Origin of the sequence: Neoroseomonas oryzicola, from assembly GCF_012163135.1 — a bacterium.
Lineage (GTDB): Bacteria > Pseudomonadota > Alphaproteobacteria > Acetobacterales > Acetobacteraceae > Neoroseomonas > Neoroseomonas oryzicola.
Window position 1 is genome coordinate 16,268 of the sequence record NZ_JAAVUP010000005.1, and the last position, 23,853, is coordinate 40,120.

General features: G+C 68.4%; 21 protein-coding genes. 11 read left to right on the forward strand and 10 right to left on the reverse strand.

Annotation, left to right across the window (positions count from 1 at the left end):
- Positions 1-54 precede the first annotated feature (54 nt).
- Genes GWK15_RS17300 through GWK15_RS17310 form a run of 3 tightly spaced genes read right to left on the reverse strand, consistent with a single transcriptional unit; the run spans position 55 to position 3,439 of the window.
- Positions 55-1,617 carry an ABC transporter substrate-binding protein gene (locus tag GWK15_RS17300; protein ID WP_168042621.1) on the reverse strand — a complete coding sequence of 521 codons (1,563 nt, stop codon included), beginning with the start codon at positions 1,615-1,617 and terminating at the stop codon, positions 55-57.
- A gap of 37 nt (positions 1,618-1,654) precedes the next feature.
- The gene (locus tag GWK15_RS17305) at positions 1,655-2,506 is read right to left on the reverse strand and encodes an ABC transporter permease (protein ID WP_168042622.1); all 852 of its coding nucleotides are present in this window, start codon (positions 2,504-2,506) and stop codon (positions 1,655-1,657) included.
- Between the two features lie 12 nt (positions 2,507-2,518).
- Positions 2,519-3,439 (reverse strand): ABC transporter permease subunit, encoded by a 921-nt coding sequence (locus GWK15_RS17310; RefSeq protein ID WP_168042623.1) that lies wholly within the window; start codon positions 3,437-3,439, stop codon positions 2,519-2,521.
- A gap of 274 nt (positions 3,440-3,713) precedes the next feature.
- On the opposite strand from GWK15_RS17310, the gene GWK15_RS17315 reads away from it, so the two are divergent.
- From GWK15_RS17315 to GWK15_RS17325, 3 genes are read left to right on the forward strand one after another with little or no spacing between them, the layout of a single operon-like run.
- Positions 3,714-4,013: a (2Fe-2S)-binding protein gene (locus GWK15_RS17315; RefSeq protein ID WP_168042624.1), complete on the forward strand. Its 300-nt coding sequence runs from the start codon at positions 3,714-3,716 to the stop codon at positions 4,011-4,013.
- Positions 4,006-5,388, forward strand: coding sequence for an NAD(P)/FAD-dependent oxidoreductase (locus GWK15_RS26360; RefSeq protein WP_168042625.1), 1,383 nt, complete (start codon positions 4,006-4,008; stop codon positions 5,386-5,388). Before GWK15_RS17315 ends, GWK15_RS26360 begins: the two co-directional genes overlap by 8 nt.
- Before the next feature lie 5 nt (positions 5,389-5,393).
- On the forward strand, positions 5,394-6,560 hold the full coding sequence (locus tag GWK15_RS17325; protein ID WP_168042626.1) for an NAD(P)/FAD-dependent oxidoreductase: 1,167 nt from the start codon (positions 5,394-5,396) through the stop codon (positions 6,558-6,560).
- A 7-nt stretch (positions 6,561-6,567) separates the two neighbouring features.
- Here the strand turns inward: GWK15_RS17325 and GWK15_RS17330 are convergent, their stop codons facing one another.
- The 3 genes from GWK15_RS17330 to GWK15_RS17340 all read right to left on the reverse strand — a co-directional run bounded on the left by GWK15_RS17330 (position 6,568) and on the right by GWK15_RS17340 (position 10,355).
- Positions 6,568-7,917 (reverse strand): LLM class flavin-dependent oxidoreductase, encoded by a 1,350-nt coding sequence (locus tag GWK15_RS17330; protein ID WP_168042627.1) that lies wholly within the window; start codon positions 7,915-7,917, stop codon positions 6,568-6,570.
- Between the two features lie 13 nt (positions 7,918-7,930).
- Positions 7,931-9,286 (reverse strand): LLM class flavin-dependent oxidoreductase, encoded by a 1,356-nt coding sequence (locus GWK15_RS17335; protein ID WP_168042628.1) that lies wholly within the window; start codon positions 9,284-9,286, stop codon positions 7,931-7,933.
- Positions 9,287-9,443: 157 nt separating this feature from the next.
- Positions 9,444-10,355: a LysR substrate-binding domain-containing protein gene (locus GWK15_RS17340; protein ID WP_168042629.1), complete on the reverse strand. Its 912-nt coding sequence runs from the start codon at positions 10,353-10,355 to the stop codon at positions 9,444-9,446.
- 443 nt (positions 10,356-10,798) lie between these two features.
- On the opposite strand from GWK15_RS17340, the gene GWK15_RS17345 reads away from it, so the two are divergent.
- The 7 genes from GWK15_RS17345 to GWK15_RS17375 all read left to right on the forward strand — a co-directional run bounded on the left by GWK15_RS17345 (position 10,799) and on the right by GWK15_RS17375 (position 19,125).
- A complete protein-coding gene (locus GWK15_RS17345; RefSeq protein ID WP_168042630.1) occupies positions 10,799-11,767 on the forward strand; it encodes an ABC transporter permease in 969 nt (322 codons plus the stop codon).
- Between the two features lie 2 nt (positions 11,768-11,769).
- Positions 11,770-12,720 carry an ABC transporter permease gene (locus GWK15_RS17350; RefSeq protein ID WP_168042631.1) on the forward strand — a complete coding sequence of 317 codons (951 nt, stop codon included), beginning with the start codon at positions 11,770-11,772 and terminating at the stop codon, positions 12,718-12,720.
- 10 nt (positions 12,721-12,730) lie between these two features.
- A complete protein-coding gene (locus GWK15_RS17355; RefSeq protein WP_168042632.1) occupies positions 12,731-13,735 on the forward strand; it encodes an ABC transporter ATP-binding protein in 1,005 nt (334 codons plus the stop codon).
- Positions 13,732-14,715 (forward strand): ABC transporter ATP-binding protein, encoded by a 984-nt coding sequence (locus GWK15_RS17360; RefSeq protein WP_168042633.1) that lies wholly within the window; start codon positions 13,732-13,734, stop codon positions 14,713-14,715. Before GWK15_RS17355 ends, GWK15_RS17360 begins: the two co-directional genes overlap by 4 nt.
- 13 nt (positions 14,716-14,728) lie before the next feature.
- Entirely contained in the window at positions 14,729-16,459 is a 1,731-nt protein-coding gene (locus GWK15_RS17365) for an ABC transporter substrate-binding protein (protein ID WP_168042634.1), read from the forward strand.
- 71 nt (positions 16,460-16,530) lie between these two features.
- On the forward strand, positions 16,531-17,874 hold the full coding sequence (locus tag GWK15_RS17370; RefSeq protein ID WP_168042635.1) for an LLM class flavin-dependent oxidoreductase: 1,344 nt from the start codon (positions 16,531-16,533) through the stop codon (positions 17,872-17,874).
- Between the two features lie 96 nt (positions 17,875-17,970).
- Positions 17,971-19,125, forward strand: a complete 1,155-nt coding sequence (locus GWK15_RS17375) for an acyl-CoA dehydrogenase family protein (protein WP_168042636.1) — start codon at positions 17,971-17,973, stop codon at positions 19,123-19,125.
- On the opposite strand, the gene GWK15_RS17380 is transcribed toward GWK15_RS17375, so the two are convergent.
- From GWK15_RS17380 to GWK15_RS17390, 3 genes are read right to left on the reverse strand one after another with little or no spacing between them, the layout of a single operon-like run.
- Complete coding sequence (locus GWK15_RS17380) at positions 19,100-19,588, reverse strand: MaoC/PaaZ C-terminal domain-containing protein (RefSeq protein WP_168042637.1); 489 nt, start codon at positions 19,586-19,588, stop codon at positions 19,100-19,102. The genes GWK15_RS17375 and GWK15_RS17380 overlap by 26 nt on opposite strands.
- Positions 19,588-20,391: a shikimate dehydrogenase family protein gene (locus GWK15_RS17385; protein ID WP_168042638.1), complete on the reverse strand. Its 804-nt coding sequence runs from the start codon at positions 20,389-20,391 to the stop codon at positions 19,588-19,590. The genes GWK15_RS17380 and GWK15_RS17385 overlap by 1 nt, the downstream gene beginning before the upstream one ends.
- Positions 20,388-21,389 (reverse strand): Gfo/Idh/MocA family protein, encoded by a 1,002-nt coding sequence (locus GWK15_RS17390; RefSeq protein WP_168042639.1) that lies wholly within the window; start codon positions 21,387-21,389, stop codon positions 20,388-20,390. The genes GWK15_RS17385 and GWK15_RS17390 overlap by 4 nt, the downstream gene beginning before the upstream one ends.
- A 101-nt stretch (positions 21,390-21,490) precedes the next feature.
- Here GWK15_RS17390 and GWK15_RS17395 point away from each other — a divergent pair, with 101 nt between their 5' ends.
- Complete coding sequence (locus tag GWK15_RS17395; protein ID WP_168042640.1) at positions 21,491-23,101, forward strand: ABC transporter substrate-binding protein; 1,611 nt, start codon at positions 21,491-21,493, stop codon at positions 23,099-23,101.
- Here GWK15_RS17395 and GWK15_RS17400 read toward each other — a convergent pair.
- Positions 23,098-23,853 carry an enoyl-CoA hydratase/isomerase family protein gene (locus GWK15_RS17400; RefSeq protein ID WP_338147277.1) on the reverse strand — a complete coding sequence of 252 codons (756 nt, stop codon included), beginning with the start codon at positions 23,851-23,853 and terminating at the stop codon, positions 23,098-23,100. The genes GWK15_RS17395 and GWK15_RS17400 overlap by 4 nt on opposite strands.

Genomic DNA, 23,853 nt, shown 5'->3' on the forward strand with positions numbered 1-23,853 from the left:
CGTCCCGTCGCTCTCACCCTCCGGAACGCGGGCGGCCCTGGCCGCTTCGGGGTGTCAGCTCTTGCTCACCTCCCCCAGCAGCGGAATCTCGAAGGCAAAGGCGTTGAAGTTGCTGATGCCGCGCTGCATCGCGATGATCTGGCTCTGGTTGTAGAGCGGGATGTTCGGCGGGTTGTCCTGCCACAGCAGCCGGTTGGCTTGGTGGTAGAGATCGAGCCGCGCCGCCGGATCGAGCGTGACGCGGGCACGGTTCAGCAGGTCATCCACCCGAGGGTCGCTGTAGCCGAGGATGTTCGCGCTCTGCCCGGTCTGGTAGCGCCGAGACAGGCGCCAATCCGCGGTCGGAATCGACGTGCCGAGCACCCACATATGCGCGGCGTTGGTCCCGTAGCCGGTGCCCGGGACATTCGGCGTGCGGCGATAGAGCGTCTGCTGGTAGCTGGCCCATTCCCAGGCGCGGAATTCGGTCTGCAGGCCGATGGCGTTCAGGTAGCCCTGCACCGCCTCCGCCACCTGCTGGTCCTTCAGGTAGCGGCCGGAGCTCGTCCACATGACGATCTTCTCGGAGAAGCCGCCGGGGAAGACCGCCGCGATCTCGCGCTTCGCGCGGTCAGGGTCGTAGGGGTGTTTCCCGATCGACTCATAGCTCTGCACGCCAGGTGCGACGAAGCTGTCCGGCACCGTGCCGAAGCCGCCGAGGATGCGCTGGACGATCGCCTCCCGGTCGATCGCGAACTGGATCGCGCGACGGACGCGCACATCGTTGAAGGGCGGACGCGCGCAGTTGAGCTCGAAGAAGACCTGGAAGGAACTCGGGATGACCTCGAGCTTCAGGCGTGGATTGGCGCGCACGCGGGCGGTCGCCTCGGGCGGGATGCCGGTCGCGATGTCGGCGGTGCCGGCCTCGAGCTCGATCAGCCGTGCCTCGCCTTCGGGAACGGGGCGGTAGATGATCTGCCGGAAGCGGGCAGAGGGTACCGCGCGGGCGAGAACGGTACGCTCGCCGGGCGCCCATTCCTCCAGCTTGTAGGGGCCGCTGCCGACCGGGTTGCGGCCGTAGTTGCGGCCGTGGCGCCGGATGGCGGTCGGGCTGCTGATGGAGGCCGAGGATTCCGCGAGGTTCTCCAGCAATCCGGCATGGGGCTGCTCGGTCGTGAAGCGGATGGTGCGCGGATCGACCACCGTGACTGCGGTGATCGCGGTGTAGAGCGAACGGTTCGGCGAACCGAAGGCCGGGTCGCGCAGCCGGTCGATGCAGAACTTCACCGCCTCGGCGTCCGCGGTCGTGCCGTCATGGAAGCGCACGCCTTCCCGCAGGCGGAAGGTCCAGTTCAACTTGTCGTCGGAGATCGTCCAGGATTCCGCGAGGTCCGGCCCGATCGCCGACAGGGACGTATCCGTCCAGCGCACCAGGCGGTTGAACATCACGTAGAAGAGAATCTCGGCCGACCGCGTGCGGCTGATGGCGGGATCGAGCGTGTCGAAATCCGATCCCTCGATGAAGGTCAGCACGTCGTTCGCGCGCTGCGCGCGGACGCCCGGCGCGAGAAGCGCCCCGGCGGCGCCCCCGAGCAACGCCCGGCGGTCGAGGGACAGCGTCCCGGTCTGTCTCGTCATCCCAGCCTCCTTGTGTGGTGTCCTGTCGACGCCATTGTCAGCGTCCCCCGGTGCCGCTAGCGCGGGGGTCGCTGAAATCCCTGAGCCCGTCTCCCACCAGGTTCAGGGCCAGCACGAAGACGAACAGCGCGATCCCCGGCGCCAGGACGACATGCGGCGTGCTCATCAGGTGCGAGCGCGACTGCGCGATCATCGCCCCCCATTCCGGCACCGGCGGCTGCGGCCCGAGGCCGAGGAAGCTCAGCCCCGAGGCGATCAGAACCGCCTCGGCGAGCGAGATGCTGCCCTGCACGACGATCAGCGCCGTGAGATTGGGCATGACGTGGCGGAACAGCAGCCGCCCATCCCCCGCCCCGAGGGAACGCGCCGCGACGACATAGTCCCGCTTCTTCAGCGACAGCACGGGCCCGCGGAACAGCCGCGCGAAGACCGGCACGGAGGAGATGGCGATCGCCAGCGTCAGGCTGACGATCCCCGGCCCGAGGATGGTGATCAGCATGATCGCGACCAGGATGCGCGGGAAACTGATGATCGCATCCATCGCCCGCATGGTGACGAAGGTCAGGCGGTTCTCGTAGAAACCGCAGAGGCCGCCGATGACGAGGCCGGCAATCAGCGCGACCCCGACGCTCAGCCCGGCGACGAGCAGCGAGACCCGCGCGCCCCAGACGAGCCGCGCGACCATGCTGCGCCCCATCTCGTCCGCGCCGAGCGGAAGGGCCGCAGAGGGCGCGGCGAGGGCATCGCCGAGATTCACCCGCGTCGCTTCCTCCCAGCTGAAGAACAGCGGGGCGCAGACCGCGGCCAGCAGGAACAACGCGATGACCCCGACGCCGAGCAGGGCGAACCAGCGCCCGGTGAGCAGAAGGAAGCGAAGGAAGGCGATCATCCCCCTGCCCCCTCAGCCGCGCGCGATCCGCGGGTCGAGGACCGAGTAGAGAAGATCCACGACGAGGTTCACCAGCACGATGGCGGTGGCGAAGAACAGGATGCAGCCCTGCACCAGGTTGATGTCGCGCTGGATGATACCGTCGACCATCAGGCGCCCGAGCCCGGGCCAGGCAAAGATCGTCTCGACGATCACCGCCCCGCCCAGCAGCCGCCCGAAATAGACGCCGAGCAGCGTCACCAGCGGCACCGCCGCGTTGATGAGCGCATGGCGCCAGACCACGCTGCGCCAGACCAGCCCCTTGGCGCGCGCGGTGCGGATGTAGTCCTCCGACAGCACGTCGAGCATGGTCGAGCGCGCGACGCGGGCGAAGGTCGCGACATAAGGCAGGCCGAGCGTGATGGTCGGCAGCACCAGATGCGCCATGGTCCCGCGCCCGCTTGGCGGCAGCCATTGCAGCCGTGCGGAGAACAGCAGCATCAGCAGCAGGCCGAGGAAGAACACCGGTGCCGAGATGCCCAGCGCCGACAGCCCGTTCACGGCGCTGTCGATCGCCGAGTTCGGTCGCATGCTCGCGACCACGCCGAGCGCGACGCCGACGACGACGGCGAACAGCATCGCGAAGCCGGCGAGTTCCAGCGTCGCGGGCATGCGGCGCACGATCTCGTCGAGGACCGGACGCCGCGTGCGGAAGCTCTCCCCGAGATCGCCGCGCACGATATTGCCGAGATAGATGCCGTATTGGCGCCAAAGCGGCTGGTCGAGACCGAACTGCTCGCGGATCAGCTCGATGTCTTCCTCCGCCGCATCGGGGCCGGCGGCGTTGCGCGCGGGATCGCCGGGCACAAGGTGCAGCACGAGGAACACGGCGAGCGACACCGCCAGCAGCGTCGGAACCAGCACGGCAACGCGGTAGGCGATGTAGTCCAGCACGCGCAGTTCCTCCGACAGAGGAAGGTGCGATGCGGGCTCTGGGCACCCGCGGGCGATCCTTCGGATTCCGAGGAAAGCCTAGGGACACGCCGAATTCAGCGTCAAATGCCGAATTGCGCAGTGTCCATGCCTGGATGTTATGCGGTGCGGCACGTTGCGCAGGCGCGGCGCGGTGTGCATCATTCGCGCTCTCACCCTCGGGGCGGCGCGCCGCCCTTCGCCGCTACCGGCGCGCCGATGCGCGCCCAGGCCCTAGCGGGCGCGAGGAGGGTGCATGTTCAGGCAGATGGCCGGCGTCACGGCCGAGCAGGTGGAGATCTTACTCGACGGCGAACGCCTCGCCGTTCCGGCGGGGGTCAGCCTAGCGGCGGCGCTACTGATCGGTGGCGCGGTGCCTATGCGCGCAAGCACCGTCGCCGGCGCACCGCGCGCCGCGTATTGCATGATCGGGCATTGCTACGAATGCCTCGTCGAGGTCGACGGCGAGCCTGGCGTGCAGGCCTGCCTCACGACGGTGCGCGCGGGCATGGTGGTGCGCCGTCAACTGGCAGCCGCGGAGACGGCGCATGACTGACCGGCCGGATCTCGCCATCGTCGGGGCGGGGCCCGCCGGGCTCGCCGCCGCCACCGAGGCCGCCACGCGCGGTCTTTCCGTCACGCTGCTCGATGAGCGCGCGGCGCCTGGTGGGATCGTCTACCACGCCGTGACGCGCAGCCCGCTGGGCGGCTCCGCCGTTCTCGACGCCGACTACTGCCGCGGCGCGGGTCTGGTGGAGGCGTTCCGAAGCTCCGGCGCCACCTATTGCCCGGGCGCTTCGGTGTGGGCCGTCGATCGGGATGGCAGCATCGGCGTGACCGTCGACGGCCAGGCGCGCTGGCTGAGGCCGCGACGGGTGCTGCTCGCGACGGGCTGCATGGAACGGAGCCTCCCCTTCCCCGGCTGGACGCTACCGGGCGTCATGACGGCCGGGGCGGGGCAGATCCTGCTCAAGGACAGCGGCGCGATCCCCGATGGTCCCGTGGTGCTGGCCGGCACCGGACCGCTGCTGCTGCTGGTGGCCGTGCAGTACCTGCGGGCGGGGGCGCGCATCGCGGCAGTGGCGGATCTCACGCCGCCTGGCGCCTGGCAGCGCGGGCTGCCGCAACTGGCAGGCGCGCTCGGTTGCCTGCCGCTGCTCCGCAAGGGCCTGTCGATGATGGCGGAGCTCCGCCGAAGCGACGTCCGCCGCATCCCGGGCGTTACGGGGCTGCGCGCGATCGGGACCGATCGCCTCGAAGCCGTCGAGGTCCGGCAGGGCGCCCGCGCCGAGCGCATTCCGGCGGGCGTGTTGCTGGTGCATGCGGGCGTCGTGCCGAACATCGTGCTGACCCGCATGTTGCGGCTGCCGCACCGCTGGGACCCGCGGCAGCGCTGCTGGCGCCCGGACGCCGATGCCTTCGGTGCCACCGCGCTGGACGCGGTCGCCGTCGCGGGCGATGGCGCGCGCATCCTGGGCGCGGAGGCCGCCATCCATGCGGGTCGGCTTGCGGCGCTGGATGCCGCGCATCGGCTCGGTGTCCTCGATCGTGCCGAGCGCGACCGCCACGCCGCGCCCGAGCAGGCGGCGATCGAACGGCATGCGGGGCTGCGGTCCCTCCTCGACGCCATGTATCCGCCACCCGACGCGCTCACCTTCCTGGACGCGGACACCACGATCTGCCGATGCGAGGACATCACGGCAGCCGACATCCGTGCCGCCATCGCGGATGGCTGCCGGGACCCGAACCAGGTGAAGGCGGTGACCCGCTGCGCGATGGGCCCCTGTCAGGGCCGGCAATGCGGCCAGACTCTGGCGCGGATCGTCGCCGACGCCACCGGGCAGACGGAGGAAGACGTCATGCCGCCCCGCGCGCGTCCGCCCCTGCGCCGGCTAACCATCGGCGACCTCGCGGCCCTGGAGACGGAGTAGGCGCCATGACTCAGGACGTCATCATCATCGGCGGCGGGCTGCATGGCAGTTCAACCGCCTACCAGTTGGCGGCGCGCGGGCGTCGTCCCCTGGTCATCGAGCGCAATCACGTCGCGCGCCATGCTTCGGGCGCGAGCGCCGGGGGCGTGCGCCGGCTGCGGCGGCACCGGGCGGAGCTGCCGCTGGCGATGGAATCGCTCGCGCTGTGGCGACGCCTGCCGGAACTGCTGGGCGACGATTGCGGCTTCTCGCCCTGCGGACATCTGCTGCTGGCCGAGACGGAGGCCGACCTCGCCTGGACGGTCGAGCGCGCGGCCACAACGCGGAGCCTCGGCTATGATTTCGAGGAACCGATCGACCGCGCCGAAGTGAAGCGCCTGGTGCCGGCCGTCTCCGATGCCGTCATCGGCGGCATCATCGCGCGCGACGACGGCTTCGGGAATCCGCTGTTGACCACCGCGGCCTTCCGGCGCCGGGCGGAAAGCCTGGGCGCGCGCTACCTCGAGCGGACCGAGGTGCTGGGCATCGAACGCGACGCTGCCGGCTGGACGGTGGCGACCACAGCCGGCCGCTTCGCCGCGCCAAGCCTGGTGAACTGCGCCGGCGGCTGGGGCGAGCGCATCGCCGCGATGCTCGGCGAGACCATGCCGGTGCGCATGAAGGCCGCGACCATGACGGTCACGGCGCGCGTGCCGCGCTTCCTGGGACCCGTGATCGGGCATGTGAGGAAGAAGCTGTCCCTGAAGCAGATGCAGAACGGCACCGTGGTGATCGGCGGCGGCTACGAGGGGCGCGCCGACATGGAGGCGGGCGAATCCGACGTGCTCTATGCCGGCCTGCCCGGTAACATGAAGCCGGTCGTCGACGCCTTCCCGCACCTCGCGCGCGTGCCGATCGTGCGCAACTGGACGGGGCTCGAGGGCAATACGCCCGACGCCATCCCCTATATCGGGCCGAGCCCGAATGACCCGACTCTGGTCCATTCCTTCGGCTACTCTGGCCATGGCTTCCAACTCGGCCCGATCTGCGGCGTGATCGTGGCCGACCTGGTGATGCACGGCGCCACGCCGTTGCCGATCGGCGCCTTCCAGCCCGATCGCTTCGCCACCGCCGGCACCCTGCAATGGGGCGCGAAGGAAGGAACCGCCGTCGAGGAGCAGAAGGCGGTCTGAGGCGCGCCTACTCGGCCGCCACGGTCCTGGCCCGCGCGTTGGGATGCGCCGGGCGGGGCAGGCCGAGATTCTCCCGCAGCGTCCGGCCTTCGTATTCCGTATGGAACAGGCCGCGCCGCTGCAGTTCCGGCACCAGCAGCTCGAAGACCTCCTCGACCGGCCCGGGAAAGAAGGGCGGCAGGATGTTCCACCCGTCGCAGCCGCGGTTGACGAACCAATCCTCCATCTCGTCGGCGATGCTCTGCGGCGTCCCGACGATGACGTGGTGGCCGGATGCGGAGCGCTGGTTAATGAGTTCGCGGATGGTGATGGTCCGCCCTTCCAGTTGCCGCGCCAGCTTCGCATGCTCGCTCTTGACGCTGTTGGTGTCCGAGAGAAGGTCCGGCACCGGGTCGTCGAGGTCGTAGCCGCTGAGGTCACCGAAAGACGGGATCAGCGCCGCGAGGCCCAACTGCGGGTGAATCAGCTCCTGCATCTGCTCGGCCCGGTCCCGGGCCTGCTGCATGGTGCGGCCCATGATCGGCATCATGCCGGGCATGACGAGAGAATGCTCTGCCGAGCGGCCATGTGCCGCGAAGCGGCTCTTGACGCTGCTATAGAAGGCCTGCGCCTCCTTGCGTGACTTCTGCATCGTGTAGATCAGTTCGGCCGTGCGCCCCGCGAGATCCTGTCCCGGTCCGGACGACCCGGCCTGCGCGATAACCGGGTAGCCCTGGATCGGTCGCGCGGCGTTCAGCGGGCCGCGTACCGTGAAGTGCTCACCGCGGTGATGCGGGATGTGCAGCTTCGCCGGATCGAAATACTGCCCGCTCGCCTTGTCGCGGATGAACGCGTCGTCCTCCCAGCTGTCCCAGAGGCCGAAGACCAGGTCGACGAACTCGCCGGCGCGGCGGTAGCGCGCGCCATGTTCCATGTGCTTCTCGCGGCCGAAGTTCAGCGCCTCCTGCTCGGACCAGGAGGTCACGACGTTCCAGCCGACGCGGCCTTCCGTGATGTGGTCCAGCGAGGCGAAGAACCGGGCGAGGTGGAAGGGCTCATAATAGGTGGTCGAGGCGGTCGCGATGAAGCCCATCCGCTCGGTCACCGCGGACAGGGCCGAGAGCAGGGTCATCGGCTCGAAGACGTCGATGCGGCTGTCGTAGCTCAGCTGCGCCTCGTCCTTGGCAGAGGATCGCACCGCAAGCCCATCCGCCCAGAACATGAAGTGGAACTTCGCCTTCTCGGCCTCCTTCGCCAGGCGCTTCCACATCCGGATGTCCATGGCGGCGCCGAGATGCGCATCCGCCATGCGCCACCCGCCGCCATGCGCGCCGTTCGCAACCAGGTTCAGGCCGAGCTTCATCGTCCGCTGGGTCATCGTGGGCTATCCGTCACTCGGCCGCCGCGGAGCGCGCGCGCTCCTCGGCATATCGGTTCACATGCGGCTTCAGGCCAAGATTCTCCCGCAGCGTCTTGCCCTCATAGGCCTTGCGGAACAGGCCGCGGCGCTGGAGCTCGGGCGTGATGAACTCGACGAAGTCGTCGCAGCAGCCTGGCAGATAGGGCGGCAGGATGTTGAAGCCGTCGCAGGCTTCCGCCTCGTACCATTCCTGCAGGCCGTCCACGACGTCGGAGGCCGTCCCGATCAGGTAGAATCCGCCGCCCACGATCTGCTTGTAGAGCTGCCGGATGGTGAGGTTCTGGGACCGCGCGCGTTGCATGATGCGCTCGGTGCTGCTGCGCACTTCCGCCTCGCGCTGCGGCTCGGGCACCGGGCCGTCGATGTCGAAGCCGGTGAGGTCGCCGAGCGCGGCATAGACGCGCGCCAGGCCCACCAGCGGATCCGTCAGGTCCTGCAGCCGATCGAACTTGGCCTGCGCCTCGGCGCGTGTCGCCGCGACGATCGTGCGCACGCCAGGCATGATCTTGAGGTCATCCCAGTCGCGGCCATGCTTGGCCATACGGCCCTTCACGTCGTCATAGTAGGTCTTGGCGGCCTGGAGGGAATCCGCCGCCGCGTAGACGACGTCGGCCGTGGCCGCGGCGATCTCGCGCCCCGGTTCCGATGCACCTGCCTGCACCAACACCGGCCGTCCCTGCGGCATGCCAGCGACGTTGAGCGGCCCGCGCACCTGGAAATGCTTCCCGCGATGGTTCAGCAGATGCATCCTGCTCTCGTCGTAGAACAGCCCACCTTCCTTGTCATAGACGAGGGAGTCCGGCTCCCAGCAATCCCACAGGCCCTTGACCACCTCGACGAACTCGGCGGCGCGCTCGTAGCGCGTGTCGTAGTCGAGATGCTCCTCGCGGTTGAAGTTCTTCGCCTCCGCCTCGGACCAGGAGGTGACGATGTTCCAGCCGGCGCGGCCGCCACTGATCAGGTCCAGCGTCGCGAACTTGCGGGCGACATGATAGGGCTCGTTGTAGGTTGTCGACGCCGTTGTCACGAGGCCGATGTTCTTGGTCAGGACGGCGAGCGCCGGCAGCAGCGTCAGCGGCTCCATCTCGACCAGTTCGTAGCCCGAACGTGCCAGGGAGCCGCGCGGCTCGTCGCGTTCGCGCAACCCGATGCCGTCCGCGAAGAAGATCATGTCGAACAGCCCGCGTTCGGCCATCTGCGCGTTGTGCGCGTAGTGGTCGAAGCGCAGCGTGCCATCCGCCGGCACCTCCGGATGGCGCCACGCGGCGGGGTGATACCCCAGGCCGCGCATCGACATCCCGAGCTTCATCATGCCACGCCGAGCCATGCAGACCACCCTCCACGCGGCGCCATTGCGCCAAGGGCGACGCCAAGCGCCGCCCGGTTGCCAAACTGAGGCGACGGCCGCCGAAGCGGCCGGAGGGTGAGGCCACAAGGATGCACAGGCCGCATCGCAGGCGCAAGGCCCTCGCGCTGAGCGGTCGCTAGACCTCGAGCAGCTGATCCATCGTCGCGGCTGCGCGCACGATCTCGGCGAAGCGCTCGACGGCGCGGGAGCGCGGCACGCCTGCGGGGAAGACCAGGGCCGCGGCATAGTCCACGCGCGGCCGGAAGCGGCGGATCACGACGGCCGGGTCGCGCACGGCCGAGGCGGTGAAGGGATCCACCAACGCGAGGCCGACGCCATGCGCCACCAGCCGGCACAGGACCTCCGAGGCTGTCGATTCCGCCAACACCGGCGCGGCAATGCCCGCGACCCGCAGCAGCGCATCGAGGCGCGAGGAGATCTGGCTGCCGGAGCCGAGGCTCAGCAATTGCTGGCCCCGCAGATCCTCGATCTCGATGGCCGTCCTGCGCGCGAGCGCGTGCCCGACCGGGACCGCGCAAACGGCCTCGAGACCCGGCAGCAACTCGACGTCCACCCCAGGATATTCGGGGCCCGCATAGGCGATGCCGACGTCGAACTGTCGCAGCGACACCCGCTCGAGCGTGGTGGAGGAGACGTGACTGTGCAGGGCCACGTAGGTTTCGGGATGCTCCTGCAGGAAGCGCGGCAGAAGGGCCGGCAGGAAGCCATGCGCCGGCCCCGCCATGGCCGAGATGCGCAGACTGCCGTGCCAGGCGCGCTTGATCTCGTGCGCCGTCCGCTCGATGCGGCCGAGGCTGACGAAGCTGCGCTGCACTTCCTCGAACAGCAGGCTTGCTTCGGCATTCGGGGCGATCTGATTGCCGCGGCGCAGGAACAGCCGGAGTTGAAGGGTATCCTGCATGTCGCGCATCAGCCGGCTCACCGCCGGCTGGGTCAGCCCCAGCATCTCGGCGGCGCCGGAGATCGATCCGTGCAGCATCACCGCGCGGAATGCCTCGACCTGGCGCTGCGTCAGACGACGTTGCATCGCGGCTTCATAACATCTGCGCATGAAGCATGCTGATTATGGCATTTGACCGCAATAGCAGGCGCTTCCTAGGCTCCCGTTGACGTCGGACAACCGGCGTCACGGGAGAAATGCTTCGCACGCGGCCTAGGCCCCAGGGGGGACGCGCTGTGACCGATCAGGCAAATTGTCAGGACCCGTCTTTCTTGCCGCTGCCGCAGGCGACGATGCACGCCGGCAGCCCGTGCCTCAACAGCGACCAGCACCAACAGATGCGCCGGGAGGATCGCCGTCCCCGAGGGTGAGAGCGAGGGGATGGCGGTCCCGCCCGCCGATATGCCGACTGCAAGGAGCAGAGAGCGGATGACGACACGTCGCATGGCGCCGAGGCCACCACGGTGATGCACCGTCCGGATCCCCTGCCCGCCACGCCCACGGCCATCGACTGAAGGAGGATCCGGTCCTTGGGAACGGCCCGATACATCGTCCGGCGCCTGATCTTCTCCGCCTTCCTGATCATCGGCGTGAGCATCATCCTCTTCGCCATGATCAACGCGATCGGCAACCCGATCGAGATCCTTCTCGCCGAACGTCCGGGGATCACCGACGAGATTATCGAGTCCATCACCCAGTACTACGGCCTGGGCGGCAGCGTGACGGACCGCTACTTCACCTGGCTGGGCGCGATCATCCGCTTCGATTTCGGCACCAGCATCATCTACAACCTGCCAGTCTCCGAGATGCTCCTGACCTACGGGCTCGAGACGCTGAAGATCCAGATCCCGGCGATCCTGATCGCGCTGCTGGTGTCGGTCCTCATCTCCGTCCTCGCGGCGACGCGCCAGTACAGCCGCATCGATTTCGGCGTCATCGCCGGCGCCATGGTGGGTCATTCGCTGCCCGGCTTCCTGCTGGGCATCCTGCTGATCCTGCTCTTCTCCTACTGGCTCGGTGTCCTGCCGTCCTACGGCGCCTATTCGACGCGCAACCTGCTGATGGACAGCATGGTCATCGACGGGCTGTGGCACATGGTCCTGCCGGTCGCGATGCTCGCCTTCTTCAATACGGCCACTCTGACGCTGCTGCTGCGGGCCTCGCTGGTGGATGTCCTGCGGCAGGACTTCATCACGGCCGCACGCGCCTCCGGCCTGCCGGAGCGCCGCGTGGTCTTCGGGCACGCTCTGCGCAACGCCTTCATCCCGGTGCTGACCTATCTCGGCATCCTGTTCGGCCTGATGCTCGGCACGGCGCCGGTGACCGAGACGGTCTTCACCTGGCCCGGCCTCGGGGCGCTCTACATCATGGCGATCCAGCAGCTCGACTATCCGCTCATCATGGGGGCGACGATGATCATCACCTTCATGCTGGTGACGGCGACGCTGCTGACCGACATCGCCTATGTCATCATCGACCCGCGCATCCGGCTCGCCTGACCATGGACAGCGAAGCCACCCCCACCGCAACCCTGCAGGCCGAGAACCTCGGCAGCCGACAAAGGCCGCCGGGCGTCTGGCGCCAGTCCTGGTATCGCTTCCGGCGCAACCGCGCCGGCATGTTGGGCCTCACGCTCGTCTCGCTGGTGGTGCTTATCGCAATCTTCTGCCCGCTACTCGCACCCTTCGATCCGAGCGACCAATCCGCGATGCTGCGCGGGGCCGCGCGGCGCGCACCGGATTCCATCCACCTGCTCGGCACCGACCGCAATGGCTACGACGTGCTGAGCCGGATGCTCTACGGCGCCCGAACCGCGCTTGCGGTCGGGCTCGGCGCCATGGCCATCGCCTCCCTGATCGGCGTGACGATCGGCGGCATCGCCGGCTACGCCGGTGGCATGACCGACGAGCTTCTGATGCGCTTCGCCGAGTTCTTCATGGTCATCCCGGTGTTCATCGTCATCCTCGCCGTGGTGCGCCTGTTCGGCATCGTCGTGGTGGGCACCTGGCTCGAGAACATCCCGAACCTCAACCTCATCACCATCATCGTGCTGCTGGGCTGCTTCGAGTGGCCGCCCATCGCCCGCATGGCGCGGGCGGAGTTCCTGCGGCTGAAGCACGCAGAGTTCGTCGAGGCGGCGGTCTGCATCGGTTCGCGCAAGCGCGACATCCTGCTGCGCCACATCCTGCCCAACGCATTGCCGTCGCTGATCGTCCTCGTGGCGCTCGGCATCGGTGGAGCCATCCTGGCCGAGACGATGGTCAGCTTCCTCGGCTTCGGCGACCCCAAGGCGGTGTCCTGGGGCCAGTCGCTCTTCTTCAACTACGAGGCGCTGAAGGTCGCGCCCTGGGCCGTGCTGACCCCGGGCACCGCGATCTTCCTGACCGTACTCGGCTTCAACCTGCTCGCGGACGGCCTGACCGATGCCTTCAACCCTCGCCTCCGCCAGTAGCCCGGCGCCCATGGCGGCGGCCCAGCCGCTGCTGGAGGTGCGCGACCTCAAGGTCCATTTCTTCACGCGCGAGGGCGTGGTGCGCGCGGTGGACGGCGTCGACTACAGCGTGAACCGCGCCGAGACGCTTGGCATCGTCGGGGAGTCCGGGAGCGGCAAGACGGTTTCGAGCCTCGCGATGCTGCGCTTGGTACCGCCGCCGGCGCGGACGGTCGCCGGTCAGATCCTGTTCGACGGCGAGGACCTGCTGACGCGCACGCCCAAGCAGATGGCGGCGCTCCGTGGCCGGCACATCTCCATGATCTTCCAGAACCCGGCGACGTCGCTCAATCCGATCTATTCCATCGGGGCGCAGCTGACCGAGATCCTGACCTGGCATGAGAAGGCCAGCCGCAGGGATGCCGAGGCCCGGGCAATCGAGCTCCTCGGCCTGGTAGGCATCTCCGATCCGGCGACGCGGCTGCGGCAGTATCCGCACGAACTTAGCGGCGGCATGCGGCAACGCATCGGCATCGCTCGGGCGCTTCTGTGCAATCCCTCGCTGGTCCTGGCCGACGAGCCGACCACCGCGCTCGACGTCACGATCCAGGCGCAGATCCTGGAATTGCTGGCCGAGTTGCAGGCGCGCTTCCGGATGTCGATGGTGCTGGTCACGCACGACATGGGCGTCGTCGCGCGCATGGCGACCCGGATTACCGTCATGTATGCCGGGCGTGTCTGCGAGACCGCGGACGCCGCCACGATCTTCAATGCTCCGCAGCACCCCTATACGCGTGCGCTGCTCGAAAGCATGCCACGCATCGACCATTCCTATGCGGGCCCGGCGCGTCGGGTGCTGCCGTCGATCCCGGGGCGGCCACCCAACCTCCTGAACCCGCCATCTGGGTGCCGCTTCCACGACCGCTGCCCCGAAGCCCAGGCCGAGTGCCGCTGCCTCCTGCCCGTAGAGACGGCTGTCGCGCCAGGCCATACCGTCAGCTGCCTCCGTCGCGGCAGCCCGGGGATCGCGGCATGAGCGCGCTGCTCGAAGTCGAGGGACTCTCGAAATCCTACCCGGTGATGGAGCGGCGCCTGTTCCGCGCCCGGCAGCGCACAGAGATCCGCGCCGTCGATGGCGTCTCCTTCAGCATCGCCGCCGGACAGACCCTCGGCCTGGTGGGTGAATCGGGCTGCGGCAAGACGACGACGGCACGCGCGATCCTGAACCTCGTGCAGCCGACGGAAGGCATGGTGCGCTTCCAGGGCGACGATATCGTGCCGATCTTCCGCCAGGGTGATCGCGCCCGGATCCTCGCAATCCGCCGGTCACTGCAATACGTCTTCCAGGATCCGTGGCTGTCCCTCAATCCGCGCTGGACGATCGGCGAGACACTGCGAGAGCCCCTGCGCGTCCATCGCCCGGAGGCGCCGCAGACCTGGGCTACGCGCGTCGACGAGTTGCTGCGCATGGTGGGCCTCGAGCCGCATCATGCCTGGCGCTACCCGCATGAGTTCAGCGGCGGCCAGCGGCAGCGGGTCGGCATCGCGCGGGCGCTCGCGGTCGAGCCGAAGCTGCTCATCCTGGACGAACCGGTCTCCTCCCTCGATGTCTCGGTGCGGGCGCAGATCCTCAACCTTCTGGCGGAACTGCAGGACCGGCTCGGGCTCGCCTATCTCTACATCTCCCACGACCTGAGCTCGGTCCGCTTCATCAGCACGCATGTCGCGGTGATGTACCTCGGCAAGCTCGTCGAGATCGGGGAGGTCGACGAGATCTTCTCCCGCCCGCGCCATCACTATACGCGCGCACTCATGAGCGCGATCCCGGTGCCCCAGCCTGGCGCCGCGCAGACGCGGATCGCCCTGCAGGGCGAAGTGCCGAGCGCCCTGCGCCGGCCAAGCGGCTGCCCCTTCCATCCCCGCTGCGCCGCGGCCCTGCCCGTCTGCGCAGAGACCGAACCGATGCTGTCGCCGCCGGAGGCGGGCCACCGCACGGCATGTCACAACCCCGCGTGAACGGAGAGAGACCATGCGCATGAGCACCAAGCGCCGCACCCTGATGCAGGCCGCGGCAGCCTCGGTCGTTACCGCGGCTGTCGGACCGGCCCGTGCGGCACCGCCCTTCTTCCGGCTCTACCTCATGATCCCGAACAACCAGCCGGCGCGCATGATCTGGGGAACCCTCGCGGCGCAGCAGATGTCGCGCATCGGCATCGACGTCGTCTCGAGCTTCGTGCCCTTCACCGTCATCGCTCCGCGCCGGTCGCGCGGCGACGGGAAGCCGCATGCGGAGGGCGGCTGGGACGCCTATCTGGAGCGCTACTACTACAACGCCATCACGCCGACGCCGAATGCGCTGTTCCATAGTAGGCTGATGCCGCCGAGCGGCCAGAACTTCTACTACGTGAACGATCCGCAGATCGACAGCGCGCTCGACCGCATCGCCGGCACCATCGATCCCGCGCAGCGTGCGCAGGCCTATCGCGATTTCGAGAAACGCTGGTACGACACCGAGCCGATGACGATCCTGTTCTATCCGGAGGACGTCATTGCGGTGAATCCGAAGCTGCGCGGCTTCGACTTCACCACCTTCAATCCGGTCTTCTATCCGAACCCGGAGAAGTGGACGATCGAAGGCGGCGGCAACAACGCGACCGCGGCTTTCGCCTCCTGGGCGCCGCCGTCTGCGCTGATCCCGATGTACAGCATCGGCTACAATGAATCGAACATCTTCGGCCCGATCTACAATCGCCTCTACGAATACGACAACTGGGAGAACAAGCGCCTCGAGCCCGCGCTCGCGACCGGCCACACCATGTCGCCCGACGGCAAGCATTGGGTGATCACCCTGCGCCAGGGCGTGAAGTGGCATTCGGGCGAGGAATTCACCGCCGAGGACGTGAAGTTCACCTGGGACACTTTCCTCAACAAGGCCTACGGGTCTTCGATCCAGGCGACCGCTGAACAAGTGCTCGGCGGCCCCAACGCCTATCGCGTCACCGGCAAGCACGAGATCACCGTCGATCTGCCCGCCTACAACATGCTGTTCTTCGATTGGCTGCTCGGCGCGCAGGCGATCATGCCGAAGCACGCCTATGAGGGCATCCGGCCGGAGGCGCTGCGCGGCCACGTCGCGAGCACCTGGCTCGGCCGCTACAATGTCCGTACGTCGGACGGACGAAATTACACGGCGCAGGGCGGCATCGGCACCGGGCCCTGGATCGCGCAGGGCTATGATCCGCAGCGGCGCGCCTACAAGTTCGCCCGCAACGAGAACTACTGGAAGCCGCACCCCGGCAACGTGAAGACCTTCTATGTCGTCAATATCCAAGGCACGGATGCGGTGCTCTCAGCCTTGCGCGCGGGCGAGATCGACGCGCACGACCCCATGTACGACATCGGTCCGGTGGCGAGCACGATCGACGCTTCCTGGGGCAAGGTGCAGACCTTCGACAGCTTCAAGTGGCAGCACATCTGCTACAATCTACGCCATCCGGTGTTCGGCACCGGCGTCGAGACGCCGCTCGGCCGGCAGGACCCGTCCCGCGCAGCGGAGGCCGCCGCGTATATCCGCAAGGCGATCAGCCACGCCATGCCGCGCGAGCAGATCGTCCAGGAAATCGCCGGCGGCTACGGCAAGCCCGGTACCGTGCCGATCCCCTACTCGGCGCCAGAGTATGACCGCGACATCCTGAAGCCGATCGCCTACGACCTCGACATGTCGCGGCAGTACCTCGAACGCGCCGGCTATCGCTACTGAATCGTTGCGCCGCCCTGCCCCTGGCGGGCGGGGCGGCGCCTTCCAGCCATCCTGACGATGAGATTTGACAGATGAGCAGCCCGAAGCAGATCAGCCTCGGCCTTTCCATGCGCTACCTGGGCTACCACGCGGCCGCCTGGCGGCATCCTTCGGCGGATCCGGACGCGGCGTCGAAGTTCAGCCACTACCGCTACATCGCGCAGACGGCCGAAGCCGCGAAGATGGACATGGTCTTCCTCGCCGACGGGATCGGGCTGCGGACCAAGGACGAACCGCCCGGTGCGCTCTGCCGGTCACACCAGACGCTGGAGCTCGAGCCGCTGACGCTTCTCTCCGCTCTCTCGGCGGTGACGTCGCATATCGGCCTCGTCTCCACGGCGTCCACCACCTACAACGAGCCCTATCACATCGCGCGCAAATGGGCCTCGCTGGATCACCTCAGCGGCGGTCGCGCCGGCTGGAACATCGTGACCTCCTGGTCGGATGCCGAGGCGCGCAACTTCAATCGCGACAAGCACATGGACTACGACCTGCGCTACGAACGCGCGGCCGAGTTCGTGGAAGTCGTGAAAGGCCTGTGGGATTCCTGGGAGGAGGACGCGCCGCTGTTCGACAAGGCGAGCGGCATCTTCTTCGACCAGTCGAAGCTCCATGCGCTGAACCATGACGGCAAGCACTTCAAGGTGAAGGGCCCGCTGACGATCAAGCGCACCCCGCAGGGGCGACCCATCCTGGTGCAGGCCGGGGCCGCGGAGCAGGGTCTCGAGATCGCCGCGCGCAGTGCGGACGTCGTCTATGCCGCGCCGCTCGATCTCGAATCCGCCAAGGCCTACTACGCGAACCTGAAGGGGCGCCTCGCCAAGTACGGACGGTCGCGCGACAGCCTCAAGATCATGCCGGGCGTGACGATCTTCGTCGGCCGCACGCGAGAGGAAGCGCGCGAGAAGTTCGACCTGCTGAACAGCTTGGTCGAACCTCAGCTCGGGCTCTCCTACCTTTATGGCCAGATGGGCGACCTCTCGGCCTATCCGATCGACGGTCCGGTGCCCGAGCCCGAGAACCCCGTCGTGAAGAGCATGGCGAAGAACCTCCTCGCTCTGGCGCGGCGCGAGAACCTCACCATCCGCCAGCTCTACACCACCATCGCGGCGGGTTTCGGCGGCCGCATCCTGGTCGGCACGCCGAAGGACATCGTCGACGACATGCAGGCCTGGGTCGAAGCGGATGCGGCGGATGGCTTCAACCTCTGCCCGCCGGTCCTGCCGCTCGGCCTCGACGAGTTCGTCGAGTTGGTGCTTCCCGAGCTCCGGGCCCGTGGCATGTTCCGCACGGAGTATGCCGGGCAGACGCTGCGGGAGAATCTCGGGCTGACGCAGCCCGTGAACCGGTACGTGGGCGAAGCTGCCGTGGCCTGAGCGGACGGCAAGCCCGCGGCGTGCTACGATCGGCGCGCTGCGGACCGGCCACGAACCGCCACCTCCGCGCGCAAAGGACTGACGGAGGAGGCGGCAATGACCATCGGGTTGCTCGACGCGCAGGGCCTGTCCGAAACGCATGCGGCGATGCGCGACACGGCCCGGCGCTTCGCAGCGGCCGAGGTAGCCCCCATCGCCGCGGAGCTCGACGAGAGCGAGACCTATCCCTCCGAGCTGTACCGCAACATCGCCCGCGCCGGTCTCTTTGGGATTACCGTGCCTGAATCGCTCGGCGGCGCCGGTGCCGATGCGCTGGCCTATGCGTTGGTGATGGAGGAACTCTCGCGCGGCTATGCCTCGGTCGCCGACCAGGTCGGGCTTGTCGAGTTGCTCGGAACGCTGCTGACGCAACACGGGACCCCGGCGCAGCAGGCGCGCTACCTCTCAGCGTTGCTGAGTGCCGAACGGCGTTGCGCCTATGCGCTGACCGAGGCCGGGGCCGGATCGGACCTCGGCTCCCTGAAGACCGAGGCGCGGCGGGACGGCGCCGGCTGGGTGCTGAACGGCGCGAAGCTGTGGATCCACAACGCGCCGGTGGCGGATTTCGCGGCGGTGCTCGCGCGGACTGATCCCACGGCCGGGCATCGAGGGATGTCGGTGTTCCTGGTGGACCTCGACCTGCCCGGCGTTTCGCGGGGACGCAAGGAACACAAGATGGGGCAGCGCGCCTCCCCAGTCGGCGGGCTGACCTTCGACGATGTGCGGCTGCCCGGCGAGGCCCTGCTCGGCACCGAGGGTCGCGGCTTCCACATGATGATGTCGGTGCTCGACAAGGGGCGCGTCGGCATCGCGGCGCTGGCGCTCGGCATCCTGATGGCCGCGCTCGAGGAAAGCCTCTCCTACGCGAAGCAGCGCGTGCAGTTCGCCAAGCCGATCGCCGAGTTCCAGGCCGTGCAGTGGATGATCGCGGACATGGCCAAGGACATCCAGGCGGCAAGGCTGATGATCATGGAGGCGGCGCGGCTGTTGGACAGCGGCGGCAAGGCGACGCTCGCGGCCAGCATGGCGAAGTGCTTCGCCGCGGATGCGGCCGTGGGGCGCACCGCGGACGCGGTGCAGATTCACGGCGGTTCCGGCTATATCCGCGGCGTGCGGGTCGAACGGCTCTACCGCGACGCCAAGATCACCCAGATCTATGAAGGCACCAACCAAATCCAGCGCATGATCATGGCGCGGACCCTGCTGACATAGCGACGGCCCGGTGGACCATCAGGTCGTTTTCGCCGGCCTGCACGACCTCTCCCTTCTGGTTGAACAGGGTGAGGTCGAGCGTGACGATCCCGCGATCCGGGCGGCGCGTGGCGCGCTTCGCGACAACCTTGATTCGGGCCTGGACGCGATCGCCGACCAGGATCGGGCCGGCGAAGCGCCAGCGCCAGCCGAGCGAGACGACGGCCGCCAGCCGCACCGCCGATCGGTTCTTCAACCCGTCGGCCAGCGCCAGCCCAAGCAGCCCATGCGCAACGCGCCCCGGATAGCCAAGGGAGCGAGCATAGTCGTCGTCGACATGGATCTCGTAGAAGTCGCCCGACAGGCCGGCAAAGGCGAAGATGTGGCTCTCCGTCACCGTGATTCCGGGCGTCTCCCACGCCAGGTCGTCGGCGATGTCGTCATAGGTGAGGCGGCCGTCCTCCGGCGCGGTGGCGCTGTCCATCAGCCGTTCCAACCCTCGATGTCGAGATAGGCGGCGGCGAGGCGCGCCTGGCCTTCATGCATGTCGCGCCCGGTCGTCGTCGCGCAGCCGATGGCCCGGGCAGCCGCAATCAGGGGCGTGACTTCCGGGTTCGGGATCACATCCGCGACAACCTGCGACGACGCCAGCAACGCGGGGTCGATCGATGTCGGGTCGCCCGGTCGCAGGCCGAGCGGCGTTGCATTCACGACGATATCGAAGCCGCGTGGGTCCGGCGGTCCCATGACGACGCGCGTCTGCGGGAGATGGGTGCGCAGCAGCCCGGCCAATGCCTCCTGTCGTGCCGCCGCGCTGTCATGGATCGTGAGTTCCGCAGCGCCCGCGCGTGCCAGGGCGCAGGCGATCGCGGTGCCCGCCGCGCCGCAACCAACCTGCAGGATGCGCTTGCCGCGCACCGGATGGCCGGCGCGCTCGAGCCCGTCACGGAAACCCTCCCCGTCGAACATGTCGCCTTCGAAGGCGCCGTCGGGGCGGCGCCGGATGGTATTGACCGAATGCGTCAGCCGCGCGGTCGGGCCGAGATCCGCGAGCAACGGCATCACCGCTTCCTTGTGCGGCATGGTGATGACGATGCCGTCCAGGTTCCTCATCGCCTCGAAAGCCGGCCAGGAGCGTTCCAGCGCGCCGGCCGGGATCTGGAAGGCCACGAAGGCGGTGTCCCGCCCCATGCGCGCGAAGGCAGCGTTGAAGAAGGCGGGCGAGCGAAGCGGCGCCACCGGATCGCCGATGATGGCGAGCAGGCGCGTCGCACCGGTGATGGTCATGGGCGGCCTCCCAGCCAGGATTCGATCAGGCGCTGCACGTGCAAGGCGCTGCGGGCGTCGTTGGACGGCGCACGGTTCTCGGCGATGGCGTCCAGCATCTCGGTGATCAGGGCCCGGTGCGGACCATGGTCGAAGGCCATGGGGTCCGCGCCGCCGCCCGTGCCGCTGCCGGGGTCGAGGATCTCGGGCGGGCCGTCGCCGGCATACCATTCCAGCCGGTTGCCGATGAGCAGCGCGCTCGCCTTGGTACCGGCGATCTCGATGCGTTCGGGAAAGCCGGGACGCGCGACGGATGTCGCGTCGATCACGCCGAGCGCGCCGTTCTCGAAGCGAATGGCGGCCGCCGCAACGTCCTCGGTGTCATTTACACGCAGGCCCGCATTCTGCGCGAAACCCGTGACGTCACGCACCGGGCCCATCAGGTGCAACAGAAGATCCATGGTGTGGATGGCCTGGGTCAGCAGCACGCCGCCGCCATCGCGCGCCATCGTGCCGCGACCGGGCTGCGCGAAGTAGTTCGCGTCGCGCCACCAGCGGATGCTGGCGGAGGCGCTGAGCGGCCGGCCGAGATCACCAGTGCGCAGGCGCCGCGCGAGTTCGAGTGCAGCGGGGCGGAAGCGATGCTGGAAGCAGACGGAGGCGCGGACGCCGGAGCGCTCCGCGACCGCGGCCAGCGCTTCGGCGCGCGCGACAGTGCGTTCCAGTGGCTTCTCGACGATCATGTGCTTGCCGGCGGCCGCGACACACTCGGCGATGGGCAAATGCTCACCCGGCGGAGCGAGGATCAGCGCGAGGTCGAGCCCCGGCGCAGCGAGCAATCCATCAAGACTATCGAATGCAGATGCCGACCAGCGTGCGGCGAAGCCATCGCGCCGCGCGGCGGAGGGTGCGTAGCCGCCAATGATCCGCGCGCGCCCCGCGGCCTCGAGGTCGCGCAAGGCAAGCATATGCGGCGTCACGGCCATGCCGAGGCCGATGATGCCGACGCCGGTCGCCATGGCGTCCTCCCTTTCGATTCCGGCTTCCACGCCGTTGCTGGCGAGGTCTAGGCTGACTCTCCCAACGACCCGGCACAAGGGTCCCCAGGAGGTTCCGTTCCATGACAGCCACCGTCATCGATCGCCGTACGCTTGCGCGCATGCTGGGGCTCTCCGCCGCGGCACTTCCGATGCTCCCCGAAAAGGTGTTTGCGCAGTCGCGGCGCGATACCCTGGTGATCGGCATCGACATCAGCGACACCGTCACGCTCGATCCGGTGCGGCAGGCGCAATACACGCCGCCGATGACACTCGCCGCGACCTACGACGCGCTGGTGACGCTGACGCCGGACGACCTCGTCAACGTCAAGCCGGCGCTCGCGACCTCCTGGCAGCGGACGCCGGATGGGCGCGGCTGGCGCTTCACGCTGCGGGACGGCGTGAAGTTCGCCTCGGGCAATCCGATGACGGCCGAGGATGTGCGCTGGACCTTCATGCGCCTGCTGAACATGAAGGAACAGACGCAGCAGTATCTGAAGTCGGTCGATCGCGTGGTGGCCGTCGACGCCAAGACCGTCGACTTCATCATGAATGCGCCGAACGCGCCGGTGCTGCCGATCCTTGCCGCACCCGGCAACGGCATCCTCGAGAAGGCCGCCGTGATGGCGCAGGGCGGCACCGACGCCGAGAATGCGCGCGAGGCCGACAAGGCGACCGACTGGCTCAACAACAACTCCGCCGGCACCGGCCCCTTCCGCCTGGTGCGCTGGGAACGCAACAGCCAGATCCAGCTCGTGCGGAACCCGCATTACTGGGGCGGCCCCTCCCCCTTCGAGCGCGTCATCATCCGCCACCTGTCGGACAGCGCGGCGCAGTTGCTCGCGGTCCGGCGCGGGGACGTGCACGCCGCCTTCAACTTGATCCCCGAACAGATCGCGACACTCGCCGGCGACAGCGGCGTGCGCATCGACCGCATGCCGAGCCTCGACTTCGTCTACATGGCGGTGACCGAGAGCCCGCAGGCCAACCCTGTGCTCGCGAAGAAGGAAGCGCGACACGCGATCGGCTATGCGATCGACTATGACGGCATTCTCGGCAGCCTGCTCGGCGGGGCGGCGGTGCGCCCGGCCCACTTCCTGCCAATCGGCGTGAACGGCAGCACCGAGCGCATCGCGCGCGAGGTCGGCTTCAACACCAATCTCGACCGCGCGCGGCAGATGCTCCAGGCCGCCGGCGTGCCGGATGGCTTCGAGATGGAGATCGCCTACGGCAACGCTGCCGTCGCCGGCATCTCCTACCAGGTGCTCGGGCAGAAGCTGCAGGCGGACCTCGCGCGCGTGGGCATCCGCGTCCGCCTGAACCCGATGGACCAGGTGAACCTGCGCACCGCCTACACAACGGGTCGCATGGCGGGTGGCGTGTTGACTTTCTGGAACCCTCCGGCGGTGTCGAACGACCTCTGGGCCTCGGCCGTGGTGGAACGCGTTGCGCGCCGCGTGCATTGGACGGTGCCGCAGGCCATGACCGACCTGGTCAAGCGCGCCTCAGAGGAACAGGACCTGGAGAAAGCGGCCGGGCTCTGGGTGGAATGGCAGCGCGGCGTGGTGGACGTCGCCCACCACTTCATCCTGTTCCAGCCGACCTACCAGATCGCGGTGCGGAACACGGTCGGCGCCTTTCCGCTGACCGCGGCCGGCTGGCAGCTCGAGATGGGCAAGGTCCGACCGGCCTAGCGGGAGAAGGCCGCGCCTCGCTTCTCGGCGAAGGCGCGGATCCCTTCCAGGTGGTCGCCGGCCGAGAAGCAGAGCACGTTCATCTCGTTCTCGTAGAGCAGGCCGGCGGTCAGCGGCGCCTCCATCGCCATGCGCACCGAGGCTTTCACCGACTGCACGGCGACCGGACTGAAGCCGGCGATCTTCGTCGCCATCGCCTGCGCCGTCGCCAGCAGATCCGCCTGCGGCACCACCTGGTCGAACAGGCCGAGCGCCTGTGCCTCGGCCGCCTCGATCGGGTCGCCGGTCATCAGCATGCGCATGGCGCGCGCCGCGCCGATCATGCGCGGCAACATCTGGGACGCGCCCCCGCCACCGACCCAGCCGCGCGTGACCTCGGGGAAGCCGAAGCGCGTGCCTTCCGCCGCGATGCGGATGTCGGCACCGAGCGCCATCTCCGCCCCACCCCCCAGCGTCCAGCCTTGTAACGCCGCAATCACCGGCTTGCGGATGTTGCGGATGGCTGTGGCGTATTCGACGCGGTTACGGAAATGCCATGTGCTTGGATAAGCGGCGAGCGAGTTAAGGTCGCTGCCCGCACAGAAGGCCCGTTCCCCCGCACCGCGCAGCAGCACGACGCGCACGGCGTCATCGGCATCGAGGGCGCGGGCGGCTTCCGCGATCGCCGCCGCCATGGCCGGCGTCACCGCATTGTGCTTCGCGGGACGGTCCAGCAGCAGTTCCGCCACAGGGCCATGCAGGGTCGTGGTCAC

Bases quoted from the DNA above. Each gene is read 5' to 3' on its own strand.
- GWK15_RS17300 (WP_168042621.1), bottom strand. From the start codon at position 1,617: ATGACGAGACAGACCGGGACGCTGTCCCTCGACCGCCGGGCGTTGCTC.
- GWK15_RS17305 (WP_168042622.1), bottom strand. From the start codon at position 2,506: ATGATCGCCTTCCTTCGCTTCCTTCTGCTCACCGGGCGCTGGTTCGCC.
- GWK15_RS17315 (WP_168042624.1), top strand. From the start codon at position 3,714: ATGTTCAGGCAGATGGCCGGCGTCACGGCCGAGCAGGTGGAGATCTTA.
- GWK15_RS26360 (WP_168042625.1), top strand. From the start codon at position 4,006: ATGACTGACCGGCCGGATCTCGCCATCGTCGGGGCGGGGCCCGCCGGG.
- GWK15_RS17325 (WP_168042626.1), top strand. From the start codon at position 5,394: ATGACTCAGGACGTCATCATCATCGGCGGCGGGCTGCATGGCAGTTCA.
- GWK15_RS17330 (WP_168042627.1), bottom strand. From the start codon at position 7,917: ATGACCCAGCGGACGATGAAGCTCGGCCTGAACCTGGTTGCGAACGGC.
- GWK15_RS17335 (WP_168042628.1), bottom strand. From the start codon at position 9,286: ATGGCTCGGCGTGGCATGATGAAGCTCGGGATGTCGATGCGCGGCCTG.
- GWK15_RS17340 (WP_168042629.1), bottom strand. From the start codon at position 10,355: ATGCAACGTCGTCTGACGCAGCGCCAGGTCGAGGCATTCCGCGCGGTG.
- GWK15_RS17350 (WP_168042631.1), top strand. From the start codon at position 11,770: ATGGACAGCGAAGCCACCCCCACCGCAACCCTGCAGGCCGAGAACCTC.
- GWK15_RS17355 (WP_168042632.1), top strand. From the start codon at position 12,731: ATGGCGGCGGCCCAGCCGCTGCTGGAGGTGCGCGACCTCAAGGTCCAT.
- GWK15_RS17360 (WP_168042633.1), top strand. From the start codon at position 13,732: ATGAGCGCGCTGCTCGAAGTCGAGGGACTCTCGAAATCCTACCCGGTG.
- GWK15_RS17365 (WP_168042634.1), top strand. From the start codon at position 14,729: ATGCGCATGAGCACCAAGCGCCGCACCCTGATGCAGGCCGCGGCAGCC.
- GWK15_RS17370 (WP_168042635.1), top strand. From the start codon at position 16,531: ATGAGCAGCCCGAAGCAGATCAGCCTCGGCCTTTCCATGCGCTACCTG.
- GWK15_RS17375 (WP_168042636.1), top strand. From the start codon at position 17,971: ATGACCATCGGGTTGCTCGACGCGCAGGGCCTGTCCGAAACGCATGCG.
- GWK15_RS17380 (WP_168042637.1), bottom strand. From the start codon at position 19,588: ATGGACAGCGCCACCGCGCCGGAGGACGGCCGCCTCACCTATGACGAC.
- GWK15_RS17385 (WP_168042638.1), bottom strand. From the start codon at position 20,391: ATGACCATCACCGGTGCGACGCGCCTGCTCGCCATCATCGGCGATCCG.
- GWK15_RS17390 (WP_168042639.1), bottom strand. From the start codon at position 21,389: ATGGCGACCGGCGTCGGCATCATCGGCCTCGGCATGGCCGTGACGCCG.
- GWK15_RS17395 (WP_168042640.1), top strand. From the start codon at position 21,491: ATGACAGCCACCGTCATCGATCGCCGTACGCTTGCGCGCATGCTGGGG.